Source organism: Enterococcus sp. SMC-9 (assembly GCF_021011285.1).
In the GTDB taxonomy this organism is placed as follows: Bacteria; Bacillota; Bacilli; order Lactobacillales; family Enterococcaceae; genus Enterococcus_C; species Enterococcus_C montenegrensis.
In genome coordinates this window covers 63,826-80,252 of record NZ_JAILYE010000005.1, presented here as the reverse complement: position 1 = coordinate 80,252, position 16,427 = coordinate 63,826, and the positions used below count along the sequence as shown (strand labels likewise).

At 37.5% G+C, this 16,427-nt stretch carries 16 protein-coding genes; 3 read left to right on the top strand and 13 right to left on the bottom strand.

Translation table 11 applies throughout. The annotated features are described in order from the left end of the window. Nucleotides 1-217: 217 nt before the first annotated feature. Nucleotides 218-952 (bottom strand): metallophosphoesterase, encoded by a 735-nt coding sequence (locus K4422_RS08735; RefSeq protein ID WP_206903686.1) that lies wholly within the window; start codon nt 950-952, stop codon nt 218-220. A 133-nt stretch (nt 953-1,085) separates the two neighbouring features. On the opposite strand from K4422_RS08735, the gene K4422_RS08730 reads away from it, so the two are divergent. The 3 genes from K4422_RS08730 to K4422_RS08720 are packed head-to-tail and all read left to right on the top strand — an operon-like array spanning nt 1,086 to nt 3,880. Continuing rightward, nucleotides 1,086-1,943 carry an efflux RND transporter periplasmic adaptor subunit gene (locus K4422_RS08730; protein ID WP_230710620.1) on the top strand — a complete coding sequence of 286 codons (858 nt, stop codon included), beginning with the start codon at nt 1,086-1,088 and terminating at the stop codon, nt 1,941-1,943. A gap of 8 nt (nt 1,944-1,951) precedes the next feature. Continuing rightward, nucleotides 1,952-2,644, top strand: coding sequence for an ABC transporter ATP-binding protein (locus K4422_RS08725; protein ID WP_206903688.1), 693 nt, complete (start codon nt 1,952-1,954; stop codon nt 2,642-2,644). A 12-nt stretch (nt 2,645-2,656) separates the two neighbouring features. After that, nucleotides 2,657-3,880 (top strand): ABC transporter permease, encoded by a 1,224-nt coding sequence (locus K4422_RS08720; RefSeq protein ID WP_230710618.1) that lies wholly within the window; start codon nt 2,657-2,659, stop codon nt 3,878-3,880. 295 nt (nt 3,881-4,175) lie between these two features. Here the strand turns inward: K4422_RS08720 and K4422_RS08715 are convergent, their stop codons facing one another. The 12 genes from K4422_RS08715 to typA form a co-directional block, all read right to left on the bottom strand. Continuing rightward, nucleotides 4,176-4,547: a VOC family protein gene (locus tag K4422_RS08715; protein ID WP_230710616.1), complete on the bottom strand. Its 372-nt coding sequence runs from the start codon at nt 4,545-4,547 to the stop codon at nt 4,176-4,178. A 9-nt stretch (nt 4,548-4,556) separates the two neighbouring features. Then, nucleotides 4,557-4,937, bottom strand: coding sequence for a DUF1149 family protein (locus K4422_RS08710; protein WP_206903691.1), 381 nt, complete (start codon nt 4,935-4,937; stop codon nt 4,557-4,559). Nucleotides 4,938-5,037: 100 nt separating this feature from the next. Continuing rightward, nucleotides 5,038-6,060: a SepM family pheromone-processing serine protease gene (locus tag K4422_RS08705; protein WP_230710614.1), complete on the bottom strand. Its 1,023-nt coding sequence runs from the start codon at nt 6,058-6,060 to the stop codon at nt 5,038-5,040. Then, nucleotides 6,050-6,544: a pantetheine-phosphate adenylyltransferase gene (coaD, locus tag K4422_RS08700; RefSeq protein ID WP_206903693.1), complete on the bottom strand. Its 495-nt coding sequence runs from the start codon at nt 6,542-6,544 to the stop codon at nt 6,050-6,052. The genes K4422_RS08705 and coaD overlap by 11 nt, the downstream gene beginning before the upstream one ends. Next, nucleotides 6,537-7,100 carry a 16S rRNA (guanine(966)-N(2))-methyltransferase RsmD gene (rsmD, locus tag K4422_RS08695; protein WP_206903694.1) on the bottom strand — a complete coding sequence of 188 codons (564 nt, stop codon included), beginning with the start codon at nt 7,098-7,100 and terminating at the stop codon, nt 6,537-6,539. The genes coaD and rsmD overlap by 8 nt, the downstream gene beginning before the upstream one ends. Nucleotides 7,101-7,306: 206 nt before the next feature. After that, nucleotides 7,307-7,657, bottom strand: a complete 351-nt coding sequence (locus tag K4422_RS08690) for a YlbG family protein (RefSeq protein WP_230710612.1) — start codon at nt 7,655-7,657, stop codon at nt 7,307-7,309. Continuing rightward, the gene (locus K4422_RS08685; protein ID WP_230710610.1) at nt 7,647-8,084 is read right to left on the bottom strand and encodes a YlbF family regulator; all 438 of its coding nucleotides are present in this window, start codon (nt 8,082-8,084) and stop codon (nt 7,647-7,649) included. The genes K4422_RS08690 and K4422_RS08685 overlap by 11 nt, the downstream gene beginning before the upstream one ends. After that, nucleotides 8,077-9,186, bottom strand: a complete 1,110-nt coding sequence (locus tag K4422_RS08680) for a CAP-associated domain-containing protein (protein WP_230710604.1) — start codon at nt 9,184-9,186, stop codon at nt 8,077-8,079. The genes K4422_RS08685 and K4422_RS08680 overlap by 8 nt, the downstream gene beginning before the upstream one ends. A gap of 15 nt (nt 9,187-9,201) precedes the next feature. After that, nucleotides 9,202-12,633, bottom strand: coding sequence for a pyruvate carboxylase (locus tag K4422_RS08675; RefSeq protein ID WP_230710602.1), 3,432 nt, complete (start codon nt 12,631-12,633; stop codon nt 9,202-9,204). Between the two features lie 50 nt (nt 12,634-12,683). Then, nucleotides 12,684-13,883, bottom strand: coding sequence for an FtsW/RodA/SpoVE family cell cycle protein (locus tag K4422_RS08670; protein ID WP_230710600.1), 1,200 nt, complete (start codon nt 13,881-13,883; stop codon nt 12,684-12,686). 3 nt (nt 13,884-13,886) lie between these two features. Beyond that, entirely contained in the window at nt 13,887-14,177 is a 291-nt protein-coding gene (locus K4422_RS08665; RefSeq protein WP_206903699.1) for a YlaN family protein, read from the bottom strand. 306 nt (nt 14,178-14,483) lie between these two features. Beyond that, entirely contained in the window at nt 14,484-16,322 is a 1,839-nt protein-coding gene (gene typA, locus K4422_RS08660) for a translational GTPase TypA (RefSeq protein WP_173103186.1), read from the bottom strand. Nucleotides 16,323-16,427 lie beyond the last annotated feature (105 nt).

Genomic DNA, 16,427 nt, shown 5'->3' with positions numbered 1-16,427 from the left:
AAATTTTTGTCAAATTTTTGCTTATCCTAAAAAATGCTACTTCTTGTCCACCGTTTAGCCGCAAAAAAGGCTGGAATCCTATAGATCCCAGCCTTTTTTTTATTAATAAAACAACCTTAAAAAAATCTTTTTAAAGTTTCATAAAAAATCAGTTTATTTTTACTACCCTTTTTTACTATAAAAGAAAACAAGTATCGCGTCTTTTTTATTCAAACACTTAAAAATCAGGCTGCCAAGGTCCTGATAAATTCTGATATTCAATATCTTGGACAATACCCGATTTACCAAAAACGACCCCATGAATGGAACCCCCAAAGACACCGCCGCCGTCAATTCCAATTTTATTATCTGAAAGCCACAAGTCCGTTGTCATCATGTCCCCGTGAAGCATTGGTGTGATGGTATGCCCAAAGACGATCTTTTTGCCAGTCTTATTTTTTCCATTATGAAAAGGTTCGCGAATCCAAATAAAATCAGCAGGCGCAGTATCATGCCAATCTTCTTTGGTTAAGTCCACTCCGGCGTGAACAAAAATATAATCTTCCCATTCATAATACAAAGGTCGTTGGGTTAAAAAATCGACTAAATCACGATAACGACTACGAATCATCATGGCAATTTCAGTTGGCGAATACTCCTCACAAGCCCCTTTATGCAAAAGACTTTCAATTGTCTCTTTCCCTCCATTGTGTAAATAAGAAGCAAACCAGTCTTCTGGCTTGGTTAAAAATTGTAAAAAGTATTCTTCATGGTTACCTCGCAAATAAATAGCCCCAAATTTTTCTACCAAATTTTTTCCTAGTAAAAGACACTCTTTGCTGCGTTTACCGCGGTCATTTAAATCACCCATTAACACAAGTTGATGTTGTTTGGAATCAAAATATGCTAAAAGTTTTTTAAATAACTCATATTCTCCGTGGATATCACCAATGGCATAAACATATTTTTTCATCACACTCACCTCATAGTTAGTATACCAAAAATCTTCACAAAACTTTCAAATGCTATATTTGGACACCAAGTATAAAAAGCTTTAGAATGAACACGACACCATGTCACAATCTACGTGGAAAAGAGTGAAGATAATGCAGAAAAAAACAATTGGGATATTATTAGCAGGCGTCGTTGTCGTGGGTGCTATCGGTTTTGCTTTGTTTAATAATAGTACTAAAAAAGATGACACCATCACCATTCGCAGTGCAACTGCCAAAAAAATGACTGTCACAGAAACTTTAAGCACAACTGGAACTTTGATTCCAAATAATACAGAAAATTTAGTTGGCACTGGTAATGTCACAGATTTAAATGTAAAAGTTGGCGACGTAGTAAAAAAAGATCAAGTATTAGCCAACTACGATAGCGGCCTAAGCTTAACGGCAGGAATAGACGGGACGATAACGGAAGTCAATATAAAAAAAGGACAAGCCGATACAGCTGCCCAACAAGGTAAGGCTTCTATTATTGTTGCTGACCTGAATAATTTAAAAGTTCAACTCGCTTTATCAAATTCCGAGGCCCGTCAAGTTAACGTGGATCAAAAAGCAGTTATTTCTTCTGGTGGTCATAATTATGCTGGCAAAGTCACCGAAAAAGATCCTACCGCTACTTCCACGCAAGCAACAACGAGCGCCGCATTAGGTGCTGTTGTAACTTTTGATGATAAACCAGAAAAATTATATGCTGGCTTTTCAGCTGATGTAGACATTACCATTGCAACTGAGCAAAATGCGCTGGCAATTCCAATTGAAGCTTTAACGTATAACGACAAAAATGAGCCCATCGTCTATGAAATAAAAGATGACAAAGCAAAAATTACAAAAGTAGAAACGGGCATTCAATCTGACCAATTTATCGTGATTAAAAAGGGAATAACTGACGGTAATCAAGTCATCTTATCCCCTACTTCTAGCCTTAAAGACGGCAGTGCCGTTACTAAAGAGTAGGTGATGAAATGATTGATTTAAAAAACGTGGTAAAAATTTATCGTACTGCCGGCGAAGAGCTGGTAGCTTTAAAAAATGTCAATCTTCATATTGCTGAAGGTGAGTTCACTTCAATTATGGGCCCAAGCGGCTCTGGTAAGTCGACTATGATGAACATTCTTGGCTTGTTAGATCGTTTTGATGATGGCACCTATCTTTTAAATGGACAAAACGTCACCCATCTGAGTGATGTAGAAAGTGCCAAAGTACGCAATAAAGAAATCGGGTTTGTCTTTCAGTCTTTCAATTTAATGCCCCGGATGACACTATTAGAAAATGTTGCCCTGCCATTGGTTTATGCCGGCGTTGCTAAATCCGAGAGAAAAACTAGAGCCTTCAAGGCACTAGAACAAGTAGGTTTAGCCGATCGCGTTCACCATCGTCCCAATGCCATTTCTGGTGGGCAAAAACAACGGGTTGCTATCGCACGGGCAATTGTCAATGATCCTGTGGTTTTAATGGCCGATGAACCAACTGGAAATTTAGATTCCAAAACAACATTAGAAATTATGAAAATTTTCCAAGACCTAAACGATAAAGGGACAACTGTGGTTATGGTTACCCACGAACCAGATGTTGCCCAATACACCAAAAGAATCGTTTCCTTTAAAGATGGCCAAATTATTGCCGATAATTCTGTAAAAAAACGAAAAACACTATAAGGAGGGTCAAAAATGGGAATCAGCGAAAGCTTTAAAATGGCCTTAGATAGTATCTTAGCCAATAAAATGCGGTCATTTTTGACCATGTTGGGGATTATTATTGGCATTAGTGCCGTTATTGCAATTTTAGCGGTAGGAAATGGCGCAACAAAAGAAATTAACGGAACCTTTAGTGATTTGGGGGCCTCGACTATCTCCGTTTCAACCAGCCAAGAGGCAAGCGACAGTCAAAAAATTACGAGTCAAGATGTAGTAGCGTTAAAACGCAGTATTCCAAATATCGCCCACATTTCTCCTGTTACCACTATCCAAGCAAATTTCACTGCAAACGACAAAAGTAAATTTGGGATGGCAATTGCAGGTATGCCCGATTTGCAGTACACCAATCAAATGATGGATAAGACACTGCTTTACGGTCGCTACTTTAATCAAACGGAATACGAAGAAAATGCCAAAGTAACCATTATCAGTGCTGATACTGCTCGCTACTTCTTTAATGGGCGCGATAATGTTGTTGGTGAAAAAATTACGATTAAAAATCAAAACGGCCAAGTCACATTGCGTGTTCTTGGTGTTACCAAAGGTACCATGGAAAATATGATGGGAGCTTTTGATAGTGAAAAAATGCCTGGCTATTTGGCAATGCCACTAACAAGTGCTGTGACACTACAACCAGATGCAACAAAAATGAGCGAATTAACTGTAATTGCCAATTCAAAAGAGGACATTGATACAGTTTCAAAACAAATTGTCAATATTTTATCTGTACGCCACGATGCTGTTGGCGATAAAGTTTATACTGCAACCAACTTTTTGCAAGCGTTAGATGAAGTAAACAATGTCTTAGGTTTATTTATTAACTTTATTGCTGCAGTTGCCGCAATTGCATTACTAGTTGGTGGCATTGGGGTTATGAATATCATGTTAGTTTCCGTGACCGAAAGAACCCGCGAAATTGGTACCAGAAAAGCATTAGGTGCGACAAACAACAATATTTTGTTCCAATTTCTTACAGAATCAGTTATTTTGTGCTTAATCGGTGGCCTGATTGGGTTACTATTAGGGGCATCACTGGCACTGATTGTGGCCAATGCTTTAAATATTACCGCACATTTTTCATTAGGCTCAATTGCTTTTGTGCTACTATTTTCCAGTGCAATCGGAATCTTCTTTGGCGTATATCCCGCCCGCAAAGCAGCACGGCTAGATCCAATCGAGGCCTTGCGTTATGAATAAGTTGTCAAAATTTTTCCACCAGTTTAAAAAAGATTTGAAAGAAGCCCTAGATACCGGTGCCATCGCCCGTGATAAAGGCTAATAAAAGAGGCGGAAAAAAAGCGTTTAACCACAAGCAATAAGATGGGATTACCTAAAATTGTTTCTCAAATTTTTGGTGAATTTCAACTTATTGTCGCAGAGGTTGCTTTTTTTCCGACGTTTACGAAAAGTGAAAAAAAGTGCCTACCGCAAGCAATAAGACGGCATGAAAAAGGATGTGACAAAACAGTAAAGTTTTGTCACATCCTTTTTCTTAGATACTTGAAACGGCAAAATAATTACCATCAGGGTCTGCAAAATTAAAGACTTCTCGATCACCCAATGAAATCATTTCTCCTAGTGGCACGTCAAGTTCACCAATTTTTTTATAAAGACGGTAAATATCTTGGCTAAAAAACATCAGGGATGGTGAATTGGTGGCAACTTCGGGTGAATTACTTTCAATAAACTCACGATCATATATGACAAAATGTGCTTTCGCATCTTTTGCGGCCGCAATTTCAACGACCCGGGTACCATCTACTGCTTGCTCTTCAAGGATGACAAAATCCAAGGCTTGCCAAAATGCCACCGCTTTTTGGACATCATCAACGTATAACATAATTTGAATATCTTCTGTAAACATCATTTTCTCCTATGCTTCTGTTTGAAAATTAAGGGTTAATCCAGGTTCGTCAGTTGCAATTTCAGTTACTTCATAGGTCATCCGCTTTACGATATCAAACAACGGGGCCACAATTTCATTAACCTCTTCTTCGGTCACATCTGCTTGACTTGCAATCTTACGGTCAACGACATGGTTAATTTGACTGACGCGACCAGAAATCACATATTCTTCAAAAACCAAACGAAAATCTAAAATACACCGAATAATTGAATTTTCTTTTGGATAATTGGGATCTTCTGTATTTAATGGGGTAAATCCTACTTGCAACTGCGTTTCATAAGCTTGTTCGGGATTGGGTTGATCATAGTGATAAGCAGCTACCACTGGTTTTTGACGTTTAATTTCCACTCTTGTTCCTCCTTTAATACATTTCTTGTTATTTAGTATAGCATATGCTTTTTTGATTTTTACAACTTACTATTATTGGGGGTCATCTGCGCCTAAAAACTTATTTTGTGACATGTTTTTTTAAATAATCCACTGCCTCTTGTGCTGTTTTTACGGATACAACTTTCATTTTTGTTTTAATTTTTGCAGCCGCTTTTTTAGCCTCTTGATAATTCGTATCACCTTTTTCTAAATCAGCTGGTGCAAAAAAGATTTCCGCTCCACTTTCAGAAGCACTAACGACCTTTTTATCAATACCACCAATTTGACCAACATTACCTTGACTATCAATAGTTCCCGTACCTGCAATTTCATGACCATTTCGTAAGTCTTGATTCATTAATTGTTGGTAAATTTCCAAGGTAAACATTAAGCCCGCTGAAGGACCACCTATATTATCAACATCAAATTGAACTTTTTCTTGACTGTTCACCTGTGTGTGGTCAGTCAGTGTAATGCCGATTCCTGCTTTGTTATTACTTGGCAACTTAATCAATGCACCCTGCGCCGTTTTTTCTTTACCGTCTTGCAAATAGGTAATCGTCACCTGATCGCCAACATTTTTACTCTGAACGTATTTCATAAAATCATCGCTACTTTTGAAAGGTTTTGAATCAACCTTTACAACGGTATCACCAATTTTAATTTTGCCATAAAAAGCAGAATTTTCCTCTATGCCTAAAACATAGACACCAAGATAATCCATTTTAAAAGGCTTTTTAGCTAAATGAAGTGCTGCTGTAATCGCATTATTTTGGGAACTTTCCATGTAAAAGTTTTGAATTCTATTGTAATCATCATCACTGGCAGTGCCCATCAGCTCTTCTTTTGTCACTAAATCAGAAAAAGTTTGCGTTTTAGCAAATAATGCGGTAGCAACAGTTGCCTGCCTGATCCCAACTGACGTCAGGGAAAACGAGCCACTAAACTTATCTTTTTGGCCGTTAACTTTCACCAATGTATCTAACTTAATCGTTGAGCCTGGTGCTTCGATATAATACGGAATCGGTAATGCAACACAGGCCATTAAAACTAACGCCAACAATAAAAGTAAAAGGCGTTTTATTGGCACTTTACGCTTCATAATGATCACTCTTCTTCACTAATGCTTCAAATACTGGTTTTGGCAAATATTCTTTGACATCACCGCCAAAAGCAATGACTTCTTTTAAAATGCTGGAACTGATATGGGTATACTCTGGGCGAGCCAATAAGAATACCGTTTCAATCTTTTTATCCAAATGATGATTCATCGTCATAATTTCTTTTTCATACTCATAATCTTTTACGCTTCTAATTCCTCGTAATAAAAAATTTGCACCTAATTTTTTCGCACTGGTTACGGTTAGTTCACTATCTTGTTCCATCACACGCACATTAGGCAGATGGGCCACCGAAGCTTCAACCAGAGCTTTACGTTCTTTTGGGGTAAACAAACTCTTTTTATTTGTGTTCACAAAAACACCAACGATAATTTCATCAAAAAGGTCAGATCCTCGTTCAATTGTATCTAAATGTCCATTGGTAAAAGGATCAAAACTACCAGGAAATAATGCTATTTTACGCATGAGACGCCTCATTTCTATAAATTGTTACGCTAGTGATACCGTAATTTTGTTGTCTTATTTGGTTTAAGTTAGCAATTTGAATTGGTAAAATAACTTCTTTTGCTGTTTCACAAACCACCACTGCCTGATTGGTCAATAGATTATTTTTGACCATCGCTTCAAGCTCCGCAATCAACTGCTGCTTGGCATAAGGCGGATCTAAAAGAATCAAATCAAATTGTTTTTCTTCTGCAATAAATTGGTCCAAAGCATGTTTCGCATCTTTTTTTAAGAGGGTAAATTTTTCTGGTTCTTTGGTAATTGCGACATTATCTTTAATGACTTGCATTGCTTTAAAATTACGCTCGACACAATAAGCATGCGCCATTCCACGGGATATCGCTTCAATCGCCAGACCGCCACTACCACTATATAAGTCCAGACAAGTGCCACCATCAAAAAAAGGTCCAATCATATTAAATATAGCGCCCTTCACTTTGTCTGTTGTGGGACGTGTATTGTCCCCTGGCAAACTTTTTAATTTTCGGCCACCATATTCTCCTGCCACGACTCTCATATTATTTCACCTCATCAATCATATCCACAATATTTTACCATAGTTGACAAGTATTGACTCCTACAACTTACAACTGCCACACTATTTTAAAAACTGTTTAAACGTATGAATAAATCTGTAGCGTTAGCCTAATAAAACAGCAAAACTCGTGATAATCGAAAAATTAGCACAAAAAAAGTGCTACCTTTAAAAGGTAACACAAAGTTTTAGACATTTTCAGCTAAACGAATGGTTGTATTCAATTCTTCTACGTCAAAACCATCATCATCGGCGACTTGGTAGGCAGCTTTAGTCCCAATTTTATCAGCAAAATTCATTTCAACATCTGGTCGATAAGATGGCTCAACGTTACGAACAAAATGCAAATGTTCGATTTTTGCCATGGTTTCTTCAAAACCTGCCTCGTCTAAATATAGCACAACATATTTTAGTTTGCGGGAAACGTAATGCACCAAGCCATAGCGTTTCAAATTTTTTAATTGACGCAAGCTATAGACCCAAACGATCAGACCACGTCTTTGTTTTGGTTTAAATTCAATTGTTGTATCAACTTGCATGACAATTTCCTCCACAATCAGACTTTCTAGTTTCAAAAAAGGGATTTCCATATGCTACTTTAATCTCTTCAGAAAAACTGTTGGCAACTTGTTGGCAAACACCATCAAGTAATGCTTGCAATTGGGTTTCAGCTTGGCGAAAGTCCGCCACTGTTTCACACATATCCAGCTGCCTTTTTTTTTGATAGAGTGTTTTTGTTTGTTCTTTAATCCCTGGCGCATAGGAGCCAAAACGACTTAATTCTTCATAACTTGCTTTTGCTTTTTGAAAAGTTTTTCTAGCAGCAATAGCTTTTTCATCTTGTTGCATCTCACTACGGGTTTGCTCATATTGTTGAAAGATAAGACTTTGACAAATCTTATCACTTAAATTCTCACACAATTGTACTAAATGTAAGGTTGTTTCATCGTAAATCACGTTATTCACTATCCTCAGTTTCTTCAGTATCCTCTAACAAGATTACCATATTGTCTTCGGCAATGCCAACCCCAACTTTTTGTCGCCCCTCACTTAAAAAGCGCGTATGCAAATACGGATCGCTATAAAAGGACATAATTTGAAACATCGTATCCATCATGGGACGATAATAAAAACCTGCAACAGACGGAATCTTCATTTTTTTTAACATTTGATCAAATTCATCACTAACAATTAAAAAAGGTTGTGGATTTGTAACATCTTTCATGCGTTCAAATTGTTTAAAACGTTCTTCATTCAAATATTTGCGGGGCTCTTTTAAAAAGTCGGCATTAATATCGTCCGCGCGACCTTGTAATGTAAAGTTGGTTGTATAGATAGAGCGACTTTCTAATTGCCGCAAGACGTTTAACAATTCAAAAGCCGAGGTCTCCTTTAAGCGATTAACTTCATCCCAGTCTGTTAGCTGCGTTTTATGAACTTTGGGAAGTTGTCCATCAATGGACGTATATGGAGCTAACTCTAGTAGCATTTGTTTATCCAGATAGGTAATTCCCATCAGCTGTGATTTTTTTTGATTGAAAAAAAGAATAGCAAAGGTATCGTTGGTAAAAGCGACTAAGGGACGATAATTCATATCTTCTTCCATCAATTCAAACTGAATTTTCTCGCCATTATAGTCCAGTGAGAAATTAGGATATAACATCGTCACCTTGGTTAAATCATTCATGGTCATTCCTGATTTAAACGGTGTGGTATGCTTATCATCATTACCGGCAACTTTAACTGCCGCAACTTTACCATTACGGATATTGGCCGCGATGTAGCTGGTTTTATTTTCGGTCTTATACGTATTCACACGATAGCCAAAGCCACTGTCATAACTAACCAGTGGCTTACCTAAAATATTCGTTAATTCGCTTGAATTTTTACCAATTAAACTAGCATAACCCGAAACTTTAATCGGCTCATATTTCAAACTCGTTTGACTCACATCTTTGTTTGTCTGATTATCATAGGCGGGAGCTTGCCGTGGAAAGAAGACCGGTTGTAAATAGACTACAAGTATTGCTATAAACAATAGCAATAAAAAGATAAGTCTTCGTTTCACAGCAAGTCCTACTTTCTAACTTTCAGTAATTTCAATTAATAGATCGTCTTGGGCGATAGGTTCGCCACTAGACACATAAATATGCTTGACGACACCATCAAAACGGGCTTCAATTGCCGTTTCCATTTTCATGGCTTCTGTAATCAATAAAGTATCGCCTTGTTTCACCTTATCGCCTTTTTTCACTAGAACTTCTAACACCGAACCAGGCATCGTAGCCCCAATTTGTTCTTTGTTGGTTGGTTCTGCTTTTTGTTTGGTTTGGACTGAACTGATAATTGATGTATCTTTAACCACTACTTCCCGACGTTGTCCGTTTAAGTTAAAGAATAAAACACGATTTCCTTCAATATCTGGTTCACCAATCTCATCAAGGCGAATGATTAAAATTTTACCTTTTTCAATTTCGACATTAATTGTTTCTCCTAAGCGCATGCCTTGGAAAAATGTTGGTGTATCTAAAACCGTAATATCAGCAAATTTTTCATAAGCAGAACGGTAATCTAGAAAAACTTGCGGGTACATTAAATAACTCAATACTTCTTCATTTTTTGGTTCATAGCCAATTTTTTTTGCTAATTCTTTTTTGACTTTTTCAAAATTGACAGGTTCAGCTAATGATCCTGGACGTACTGTGAAGGCTGGCCGGCCTTTTAAGATGATTTTTTGTAGCTCTGCTGGGAATCCACCAACTGGTTGCCCAAGCTCCCCTTGGAAAAACGTAATCACTGATTCTGGGAAGTTGTATTCATCACCACGATCATAAACATCTTTTTCACTTAAATTATTTTGTACCATGAATAACGCCATATCTCCTACAACTTTTGAAGATGGGGTTACTTTCACAATATCACCAAACATTAAATTAACGGTTTGATACATCTCTTTGATTTCATCCCAGCGCTCTTCTAAACCAACTGCTTTTGCTTGTTGTTGCAAGTTGGAATATTGACCTCCTGGCATTTCATGTTTGTAAACTTCTGTTTGTGGTGCATTTAAGCCACTTTCAAAAGGTTTATAAAACATGCGAACATCTTCCCAGTAATGATTTAACTGTTGGGCATTGTCAATATTGATTTCTGGCTGTCTTTCATCTTGATCTAAAGCAAAGTACAAACTGTTCATACTTGGCTGACTAGTTGAAGAACTCATTGCACTGGTGGCAACGTCCACGATATCAACGCCGGCTTGTGTCGCAGCCGAATATGTGATGATACCATTGCCGCTAGTATCATGCGTATGCAAATGAATTGGCAAAGAAACGGTAGCTTTTAATTCACTGACTAAACGATAAGCTGCCCGTGGTTTTAACAAGCCCGCCATATCTTTGATTGCAATGATATGCGCTCCGGCCTGCTCCAATTCTTTGGCCATATTTTTATAGTAATCCACATTATATTTAGCACGGCTTGGATCGTTTAAATCCCCTGTATAACAAATCGCAGCTTCAGCAATTTTGCCATTGTCGCGGACTGCTTGAATACTTTTTTCCATTTGCGGCAACCAATTTAAGCTATCAAAAATCCGGAAAACATCAATTCCTTGCTTAGCGGCTTCTTTAATAAATTCAGCAATAACATTATCTGGATAATTAGAATACCCGACCGCATTGGAGCCTCTAAACAACATCTGAAATAATGTATTTGGCATTAATTTGCGCAATGTTTTTAGGCGTACCCAAGGGTCTTCATTTAAAAAGCGGTAGGCGACATCAAAAGTAGCGCCTCCCCACATCTCTGCAGAAAACAATTCTGGTAAAGCAATTTGGGTTTTAGCTGCTATTTTTTCAAAATCATGGGTTCTTACCCGCGTTGCTAAAAGACTTTGATGAGCATCTCGAAAAGTCGTGTCCGTTAATAATAGTTTCTTTTGATCTTTAACCCAATTAACGACAGCATCTGCGCCTTTGTCATCTAAGATGTTTTTGGCACTTAAAATATTTTTTTTAGGTTCAATCAATTTATGGGGAAGTCTCGCTTCTCCATAATATTTCTTTTTATTTTTTTCAATACCAGGAAAACCATTGATGGTAATTTCACTGATGTACTTCATTGTTTTATTCCCACGATCTCGTGTTGAAGGAAAAACAAACAATGCCGGTGTATTGTCAATAAAGGTCGTTTTCGCATCACCACTTTGAAATTCAGGATGGTTAATGACATTTGACATAAAAGGCATATTGGTTTTCACACCGCGAATCCGAAATTCCCGCAAACAACGTTGCATTTTTTGAATTGCCTGTTCAAAAGTACTAGCGTGTGTACAGACTTTCACCAATAACGAGTCAAAGTAAGGCGTAACGATCGCACCAGCATAGGCATTGCCTACATCAAGTCGCACGCCAAAACCACCAGGAGAACGATACGTATCAATTTTACCTGTATCGGGCATGAAATTGTTAACCGGATCTTCTGTTGTGATCCGACATTGAATCGCTGCACCTTTATAAGTGATTGCTTCTTGCTTTGGAATTCCAATTTCTGTATGCAAATTTTTACCTTCTGCAATTAGAATTTGAGATGTGACAATGTCAATATCTGTAATCATCTCGGTAATGGTGTGTTCAACTTGAACACGAGGGTTAACTTCAATGAAATAAAATTGATCTTCTTCAACTAAGAACTCAACTGTCCCAGCATTAATGTAGCCAACATGTTTCATTAACTGCACAGCTGCTTGACAAATTTCTTCACGTTTAGCGTCATTTAAAGAAACACATGGTGCTACTTCTACTACTTTTTGATGGCGTCGTTGAACAGAACAATCCCGTTCGAATAAATGAACAATATTGCCCTGATTATCTCCTAAGATTTGAACCTCGATATGTTTAGGATTGCCGATATATTTTTCAACATAGACTTCATCACTACCAAAAGCGGCTTTGGCCTCACTTTTTGCTCGTTCATAGCCATCTTTTGCCTCTTTTTCATCATGAGCTACCCGCATTCCACGACCGCCGCCACCTAAAGCAGCTTTAATCATAATCGGATAGCCATGAGTTGCAGCAAACGCTAAAACCTCATCAATTGAAGCTACTGGTCCATCAGTCCCAGGAATCGATTGAATACCAGCCGCAATCGCTGCTTCTTTGGCTTTAATTTTGTCACCAAAAATATCAAGATGGTGAACGCTTGGCCCAATGAATACCAATCCTTCTTCGGCACAACGTTTGGCAAATGCTAAATTTTCAGAAAGGAAGCCATAACCTGGGTGGATTCCTTCTGCACCGGATTCTTTTGCAATTCGAATAATATCTTCAATATCCAAATACGCATCGATTGGTTTTTTCCCCTTGCCAACTAAATAAGCTTCATCAGCTTTAAAACGATGAACTGAGTATTCATCTTCGGCAGCATAAATACCCACCGTCCCTATTTGTAATTCTGAGCAGGCACGGAAAACACGAATGGCAATTTCACCACGGTTAGCAACGAGAATTTTTTTCATCAAACCACTCCTTGAGATTTAATCTATTGTTAGCTGAAAATCAGCTTAACTCATTTTTTTTGCGGTAACCTTTTTTTCATCGGCTTACTTGTTGTAATACCATACTGCTTTTTCTTTTCATCCGCACTAATATTTAGTGCAAAACCAACACAGATAGAAAGCATTAAAAGCGATGATCCCCCTTGACTTAAAAAGGGAAAAGTAATCCCAGTCAAAGGAATGATACCGGTAATTCCCCCTAAGTTAACAAAAACCTGAATCAAAAATAGTGAGCCAATCCCAATACACATCATCGAATTAAAGGCATCACTTGAGCGGATTCCCACTAGAAAAATCCGCGCAATCATGTAAAACAACAAGGCTAAAACCAACAACGCTACAATCAAGCCTAATTCTTCTATTACAATTGCAAAAATATAATCGGTGTGGGCAAATTTCAAAAAGCCTTTTTTCTGAATGCTATTGCCCAAACCACGGCCAAAAAGTCCCCCGTTATAAATGGCATAATAACCATTTACCATTTGATGCCCTAAATTAAACTCATCTTTAAAGGGATTTTGATAAATCGCAAAGCGACTATAAACATGTGCTGGGATTAATTTACCTTTAGTTAAATTAATCAACTGAATCACACCAAAAGAGCCCACTACACCAACAATTCCTAAAACTAATGTATACAAGTAGTTAATCCCACTTGCCATAATGACAGAAAAAGCAATCAAGGTAATGACAGCCGCATTCCCAAAGTCAGGCAATAGGGCAATTAAAAGCAACCCGAAAATAACATAGACTAATGGTCGAAAAACTGTGTTTAAAAAAGTCTGACCTTGAATAGTTTTTTGCCGCGTTGAAAGCTTCAACGCTAAAAACCAAATCGTTGTAATTTTAAAAAACTCTGCTGGCTGAATATTAACCGGACCAAAAGACAACCAACCTTTTGCACCATTAACTTCTTTACCAATTACTAAAACGACTAAAAGTAATACGATCACAATGATCATTGCCATGGAGGCAAATGCTTTATTGCGAATAACATCTGTTTTCATCTTGTAAATAAAACTGATGGCCACCAAACTTAAAAGCCAAAAAACAGCTTGGTTGATGACCGAACTCATAAAATTCTGACCTTGTTCAACTAAAAGATAAGAAGTTGAACTAAATACCATCACCAAACCCAAAACACATAAAATGAGGTAAGGAATTAGAATACTATAATCCAACAGGTGACGTTTCTTTATTTTTTGTGGCAAGGCTTACGCCTCCTTGTTCGTCTTTTGATCTTCGTAAACCTCAGAATATAAGCGATTTAATTCTCTTTCCAAATCACTCAATAACTGATGCCCTTCATCACTTTTTATGATGCCTAGGCGCACCGCGAAGGTTACTTGACGAGACAAGCCGTACATTTGTGTATCAACCACTTCCTCAAAAGCTTTACATTGAGAAATACATAAACTATTTTTTTGATTGCGAATTAATTTTTTAATGCGGTCGGCATCTTGCATCAATAATTCCAAAGCAAATTCATGAGAAATTGAATCCATCTCTAATCCAACCTTTCTTTCTTAGTTTCATTATTATAGCATAATCCCCAATTGATTGGGACAAAATACTGGAAAGCTTCGTAAAATTTTCACGAAAGCCATGATAAAGCCGAACATTTTCCGCAAAACTCTCTTCGTCGTTTCTAATCTCACACATCGTGAAACAATGATTGTTTGTGGAACAAAAAAATGAATAATAAACTTCCTAATCTAACAATATACGCAAAAACATTGTTAAATTAACTTTTAACACCAAAAACTTTTCCACAAAAAAACCAAACCTCAAGAAAAGGTTTGGCTAAAAAATTATTTGTCTGCAGTTTTTTTCTTTTTCGCAGCTTTTTCACGTTCGTTTTTATTTAAGATTTGTTTACGTAAACGAATACTTTCTGGCGTTACTTCACAATATTCATCATCATTTAGAAACTCTAAAGATTCTTCTAATGTTAAAATACGTGGTTTTTTAATGACAGAAGTTTGGTCTTTGGTTGCAGAACGGACGTTAGTCATTTGTTTTGCTTTAACGATATTAACCGCTAAGTCATTATCCCGAGAATTTTCACCGACGATCATACCTTCGTATACTTCAGTACCTGGTTCAACAAAGACAGTTCCACGTTCTTCAACAGACATAATAGAGTAAGTTGTTGCTTTCCCGTTTTCCATCGAAACCAAAGCACCATGGTGGCGTCCACCAATTGTACCTTGAATCATTGGCAAGTATTGATCAAACGTATGGTTCATAATCCCATAACCTCGTGTCATGGATAAAAATTCAGTTGTAAAACCAATTAAACCACGAGCAGGCGCTAAGAAAACTAAACGAATTTGACCATTGCCGACGTGAATCATATCTTGCATTTCTGCCTTACGTTGACCCAACGCTTCAATCACAGAACCCATATATTCTTCTGGAGTATCAATTTGTACCCGTTCAAAAGGCTCACATTTTACGCCATCTACGATACGTTCAATAACTTCAGGACGAGATACTTGCAACTCGTAACCTTCACGACGCATATTTTCAATCAAAATAGACAAGTGTAATTCACCACGACCAGAAACAGTCCAAGCATCTGGTGCAATTGGATCTACTCGTAAAGAAACGTCAGTTTGCAATTGAGACATCAAACGTTCTTCAATTTTACGAGCTGTTACCCATTTTCCTTCACGACCAGCAAATGGTGAGTTATTCACCAAGAAAGTCATTTGTAAAGTTGGTTCGTCAATGTGCAGGATAGGTAGCGCATCTTGATGTTCAACCGGTGTTACTGTTTCACCGACGAAAATATCTTCCATACCAGAAACCGCAATTAAATCGCCAGCTTTAGCTTCTTTAATTTCCAAACGTTTCAAACCGAAGAAACCAAATAATTTAGTAACACGGAAGTTTTTAATTGTACCGTCTAATTTAATTAAAGATACTTGATCACCAACCGCGATTTTCCCACGGAAGACACGACCAATTCCGATACGACCAACGTAATCATTATAATCAAGTAAAGAAACTTGGAATTGCAATGGTTCATCACTGTTGTCAATTGGAGCTGGGATGTGCTCAATAATTGTGTCAAAAATTGGCGACATTGTATGTTCTTGTTGACTTGGATCATCAGATAAACTAGAAGTTCCGTTTACAGCAGAAGCATAAATCACTGGGAATTCCAATTGATCTTCATCTGCACCTAATTCGATGAATAATTCTAAAACTTCATCGACAACTTCTGCCGGACGTGCTGAGTCTTTGTCAATTTTATTTACAACTACAATTGGTGTTAAATGTTGTTCTAAAGCTTTTTTCAACACAAAACGTGTTTGGGGCATGGTACCTTCGTATGCATCAACAACTAAAACAACACCGTCAACCATTTTCATGATTCGTTCTACTTCACCACCGAAGTCCGCGTGTCCCGGTGTGTCCATAATGTTAATTTTAGTACCTTGATATTCGACGGCAGTATTCTTTGCCAAAATCGTAATACCACGTTCTTTTTCCAAGGCGTTGGAGTCCATGGCACGCTCTTCTAAGTGTGTGTGGCTGTCTAGGGTATCGGATTGTTTCAATAATTCATCTACGAGTGTCGTTTTACCATGGTCAACGTGGGCGATAATGGCCACATTGCGAATATCATTTCTTAATTTCAATTTATCTGGCTCCTTTAATCTTGTGTATAATCTGACGGCTCATTATAACAGATTATCTTTCTGAAATATAGTGAAAACTTTCAAAAAAACGCAATCTTATCGCTA

Bases quoted from the DNA above. Each gene is read 5' to 3' on its own strand.
- K4422_RS08735 (WP_206903686.1), bottom strand. From the start codon at position 952: ATGAAAAAATATGTTTATGCCATTGGTGATATCCACGGAGAATATGAG.
- K4422_RS08730 (WP_230710620.1), top strand. From the start codon at position 1,086: ATGCAGAAAAAAACAATTGGGATATTATTAGCAGGCGTCGTTGTCGTG.
- K4422_RS08705 (WP_230710614.1), bottom strand. From the start codon at position 6,060: ATGAAGCGTAAAGTGCCAATAAAACGCCTTTTACTTTTATTGTTGGCG.
- K4422_RS08725 (WP_206903688.1), top strand. From the start codon at position 1,952: ATGATTGATTTAAAAAACGTGGTAAAAATTTATCGTACTGCCGGCGAA.
- rsmD (WP_206903694.1), bottom strand. From the start codon at position 7,100: ATGAGAGTCGTGGCAGGAGAATATGGTGGCCGAAAATTAAAAAGTTTG.
- K4422_RS08665 (WP_206903699.1), bottom strand. From the start codon at position 14,177: ATGGATTCAATTTCTCATGAATTTGCTTTGGAATTATTGATGCAAGAT.
- K4422_RS08720 (WP_230710618.1), top strand. From the start codon at position 2,657: ATGGGAATCAGCGAAAGCTTTAAAATGGCCTTAGATAGTATCTTAGCC.
- K4422_RS08675 (WP_230710602.1), bottom strand. From the start codon at position 12,633: ATGAAAAAAATTCTCGTTGCTAACCGTGGTGAAATTGCCATTCGTGTT.
- K4422_RS08690 (WP_230710612.1), bottom strand. From the start codon at position 7,657: ATGCAAGTTGATACAACAATTGAATTTAAACCAAAACAAAGACGTGGT.
- K4422_RS08715 (WP_230710616.1), bottom strand. From the start codon at position 4,547: ATGTTTACAGAAGATATTCAAATTATGTTATACGTTGATGATGTCCAA.
- coaD (WP_206903693.1), bottom strand. From the start codon at position 6,544: ATGCGTAAAATAGCATTATTTCCTGGTAGTTTTGATCCTTTTACCAAT.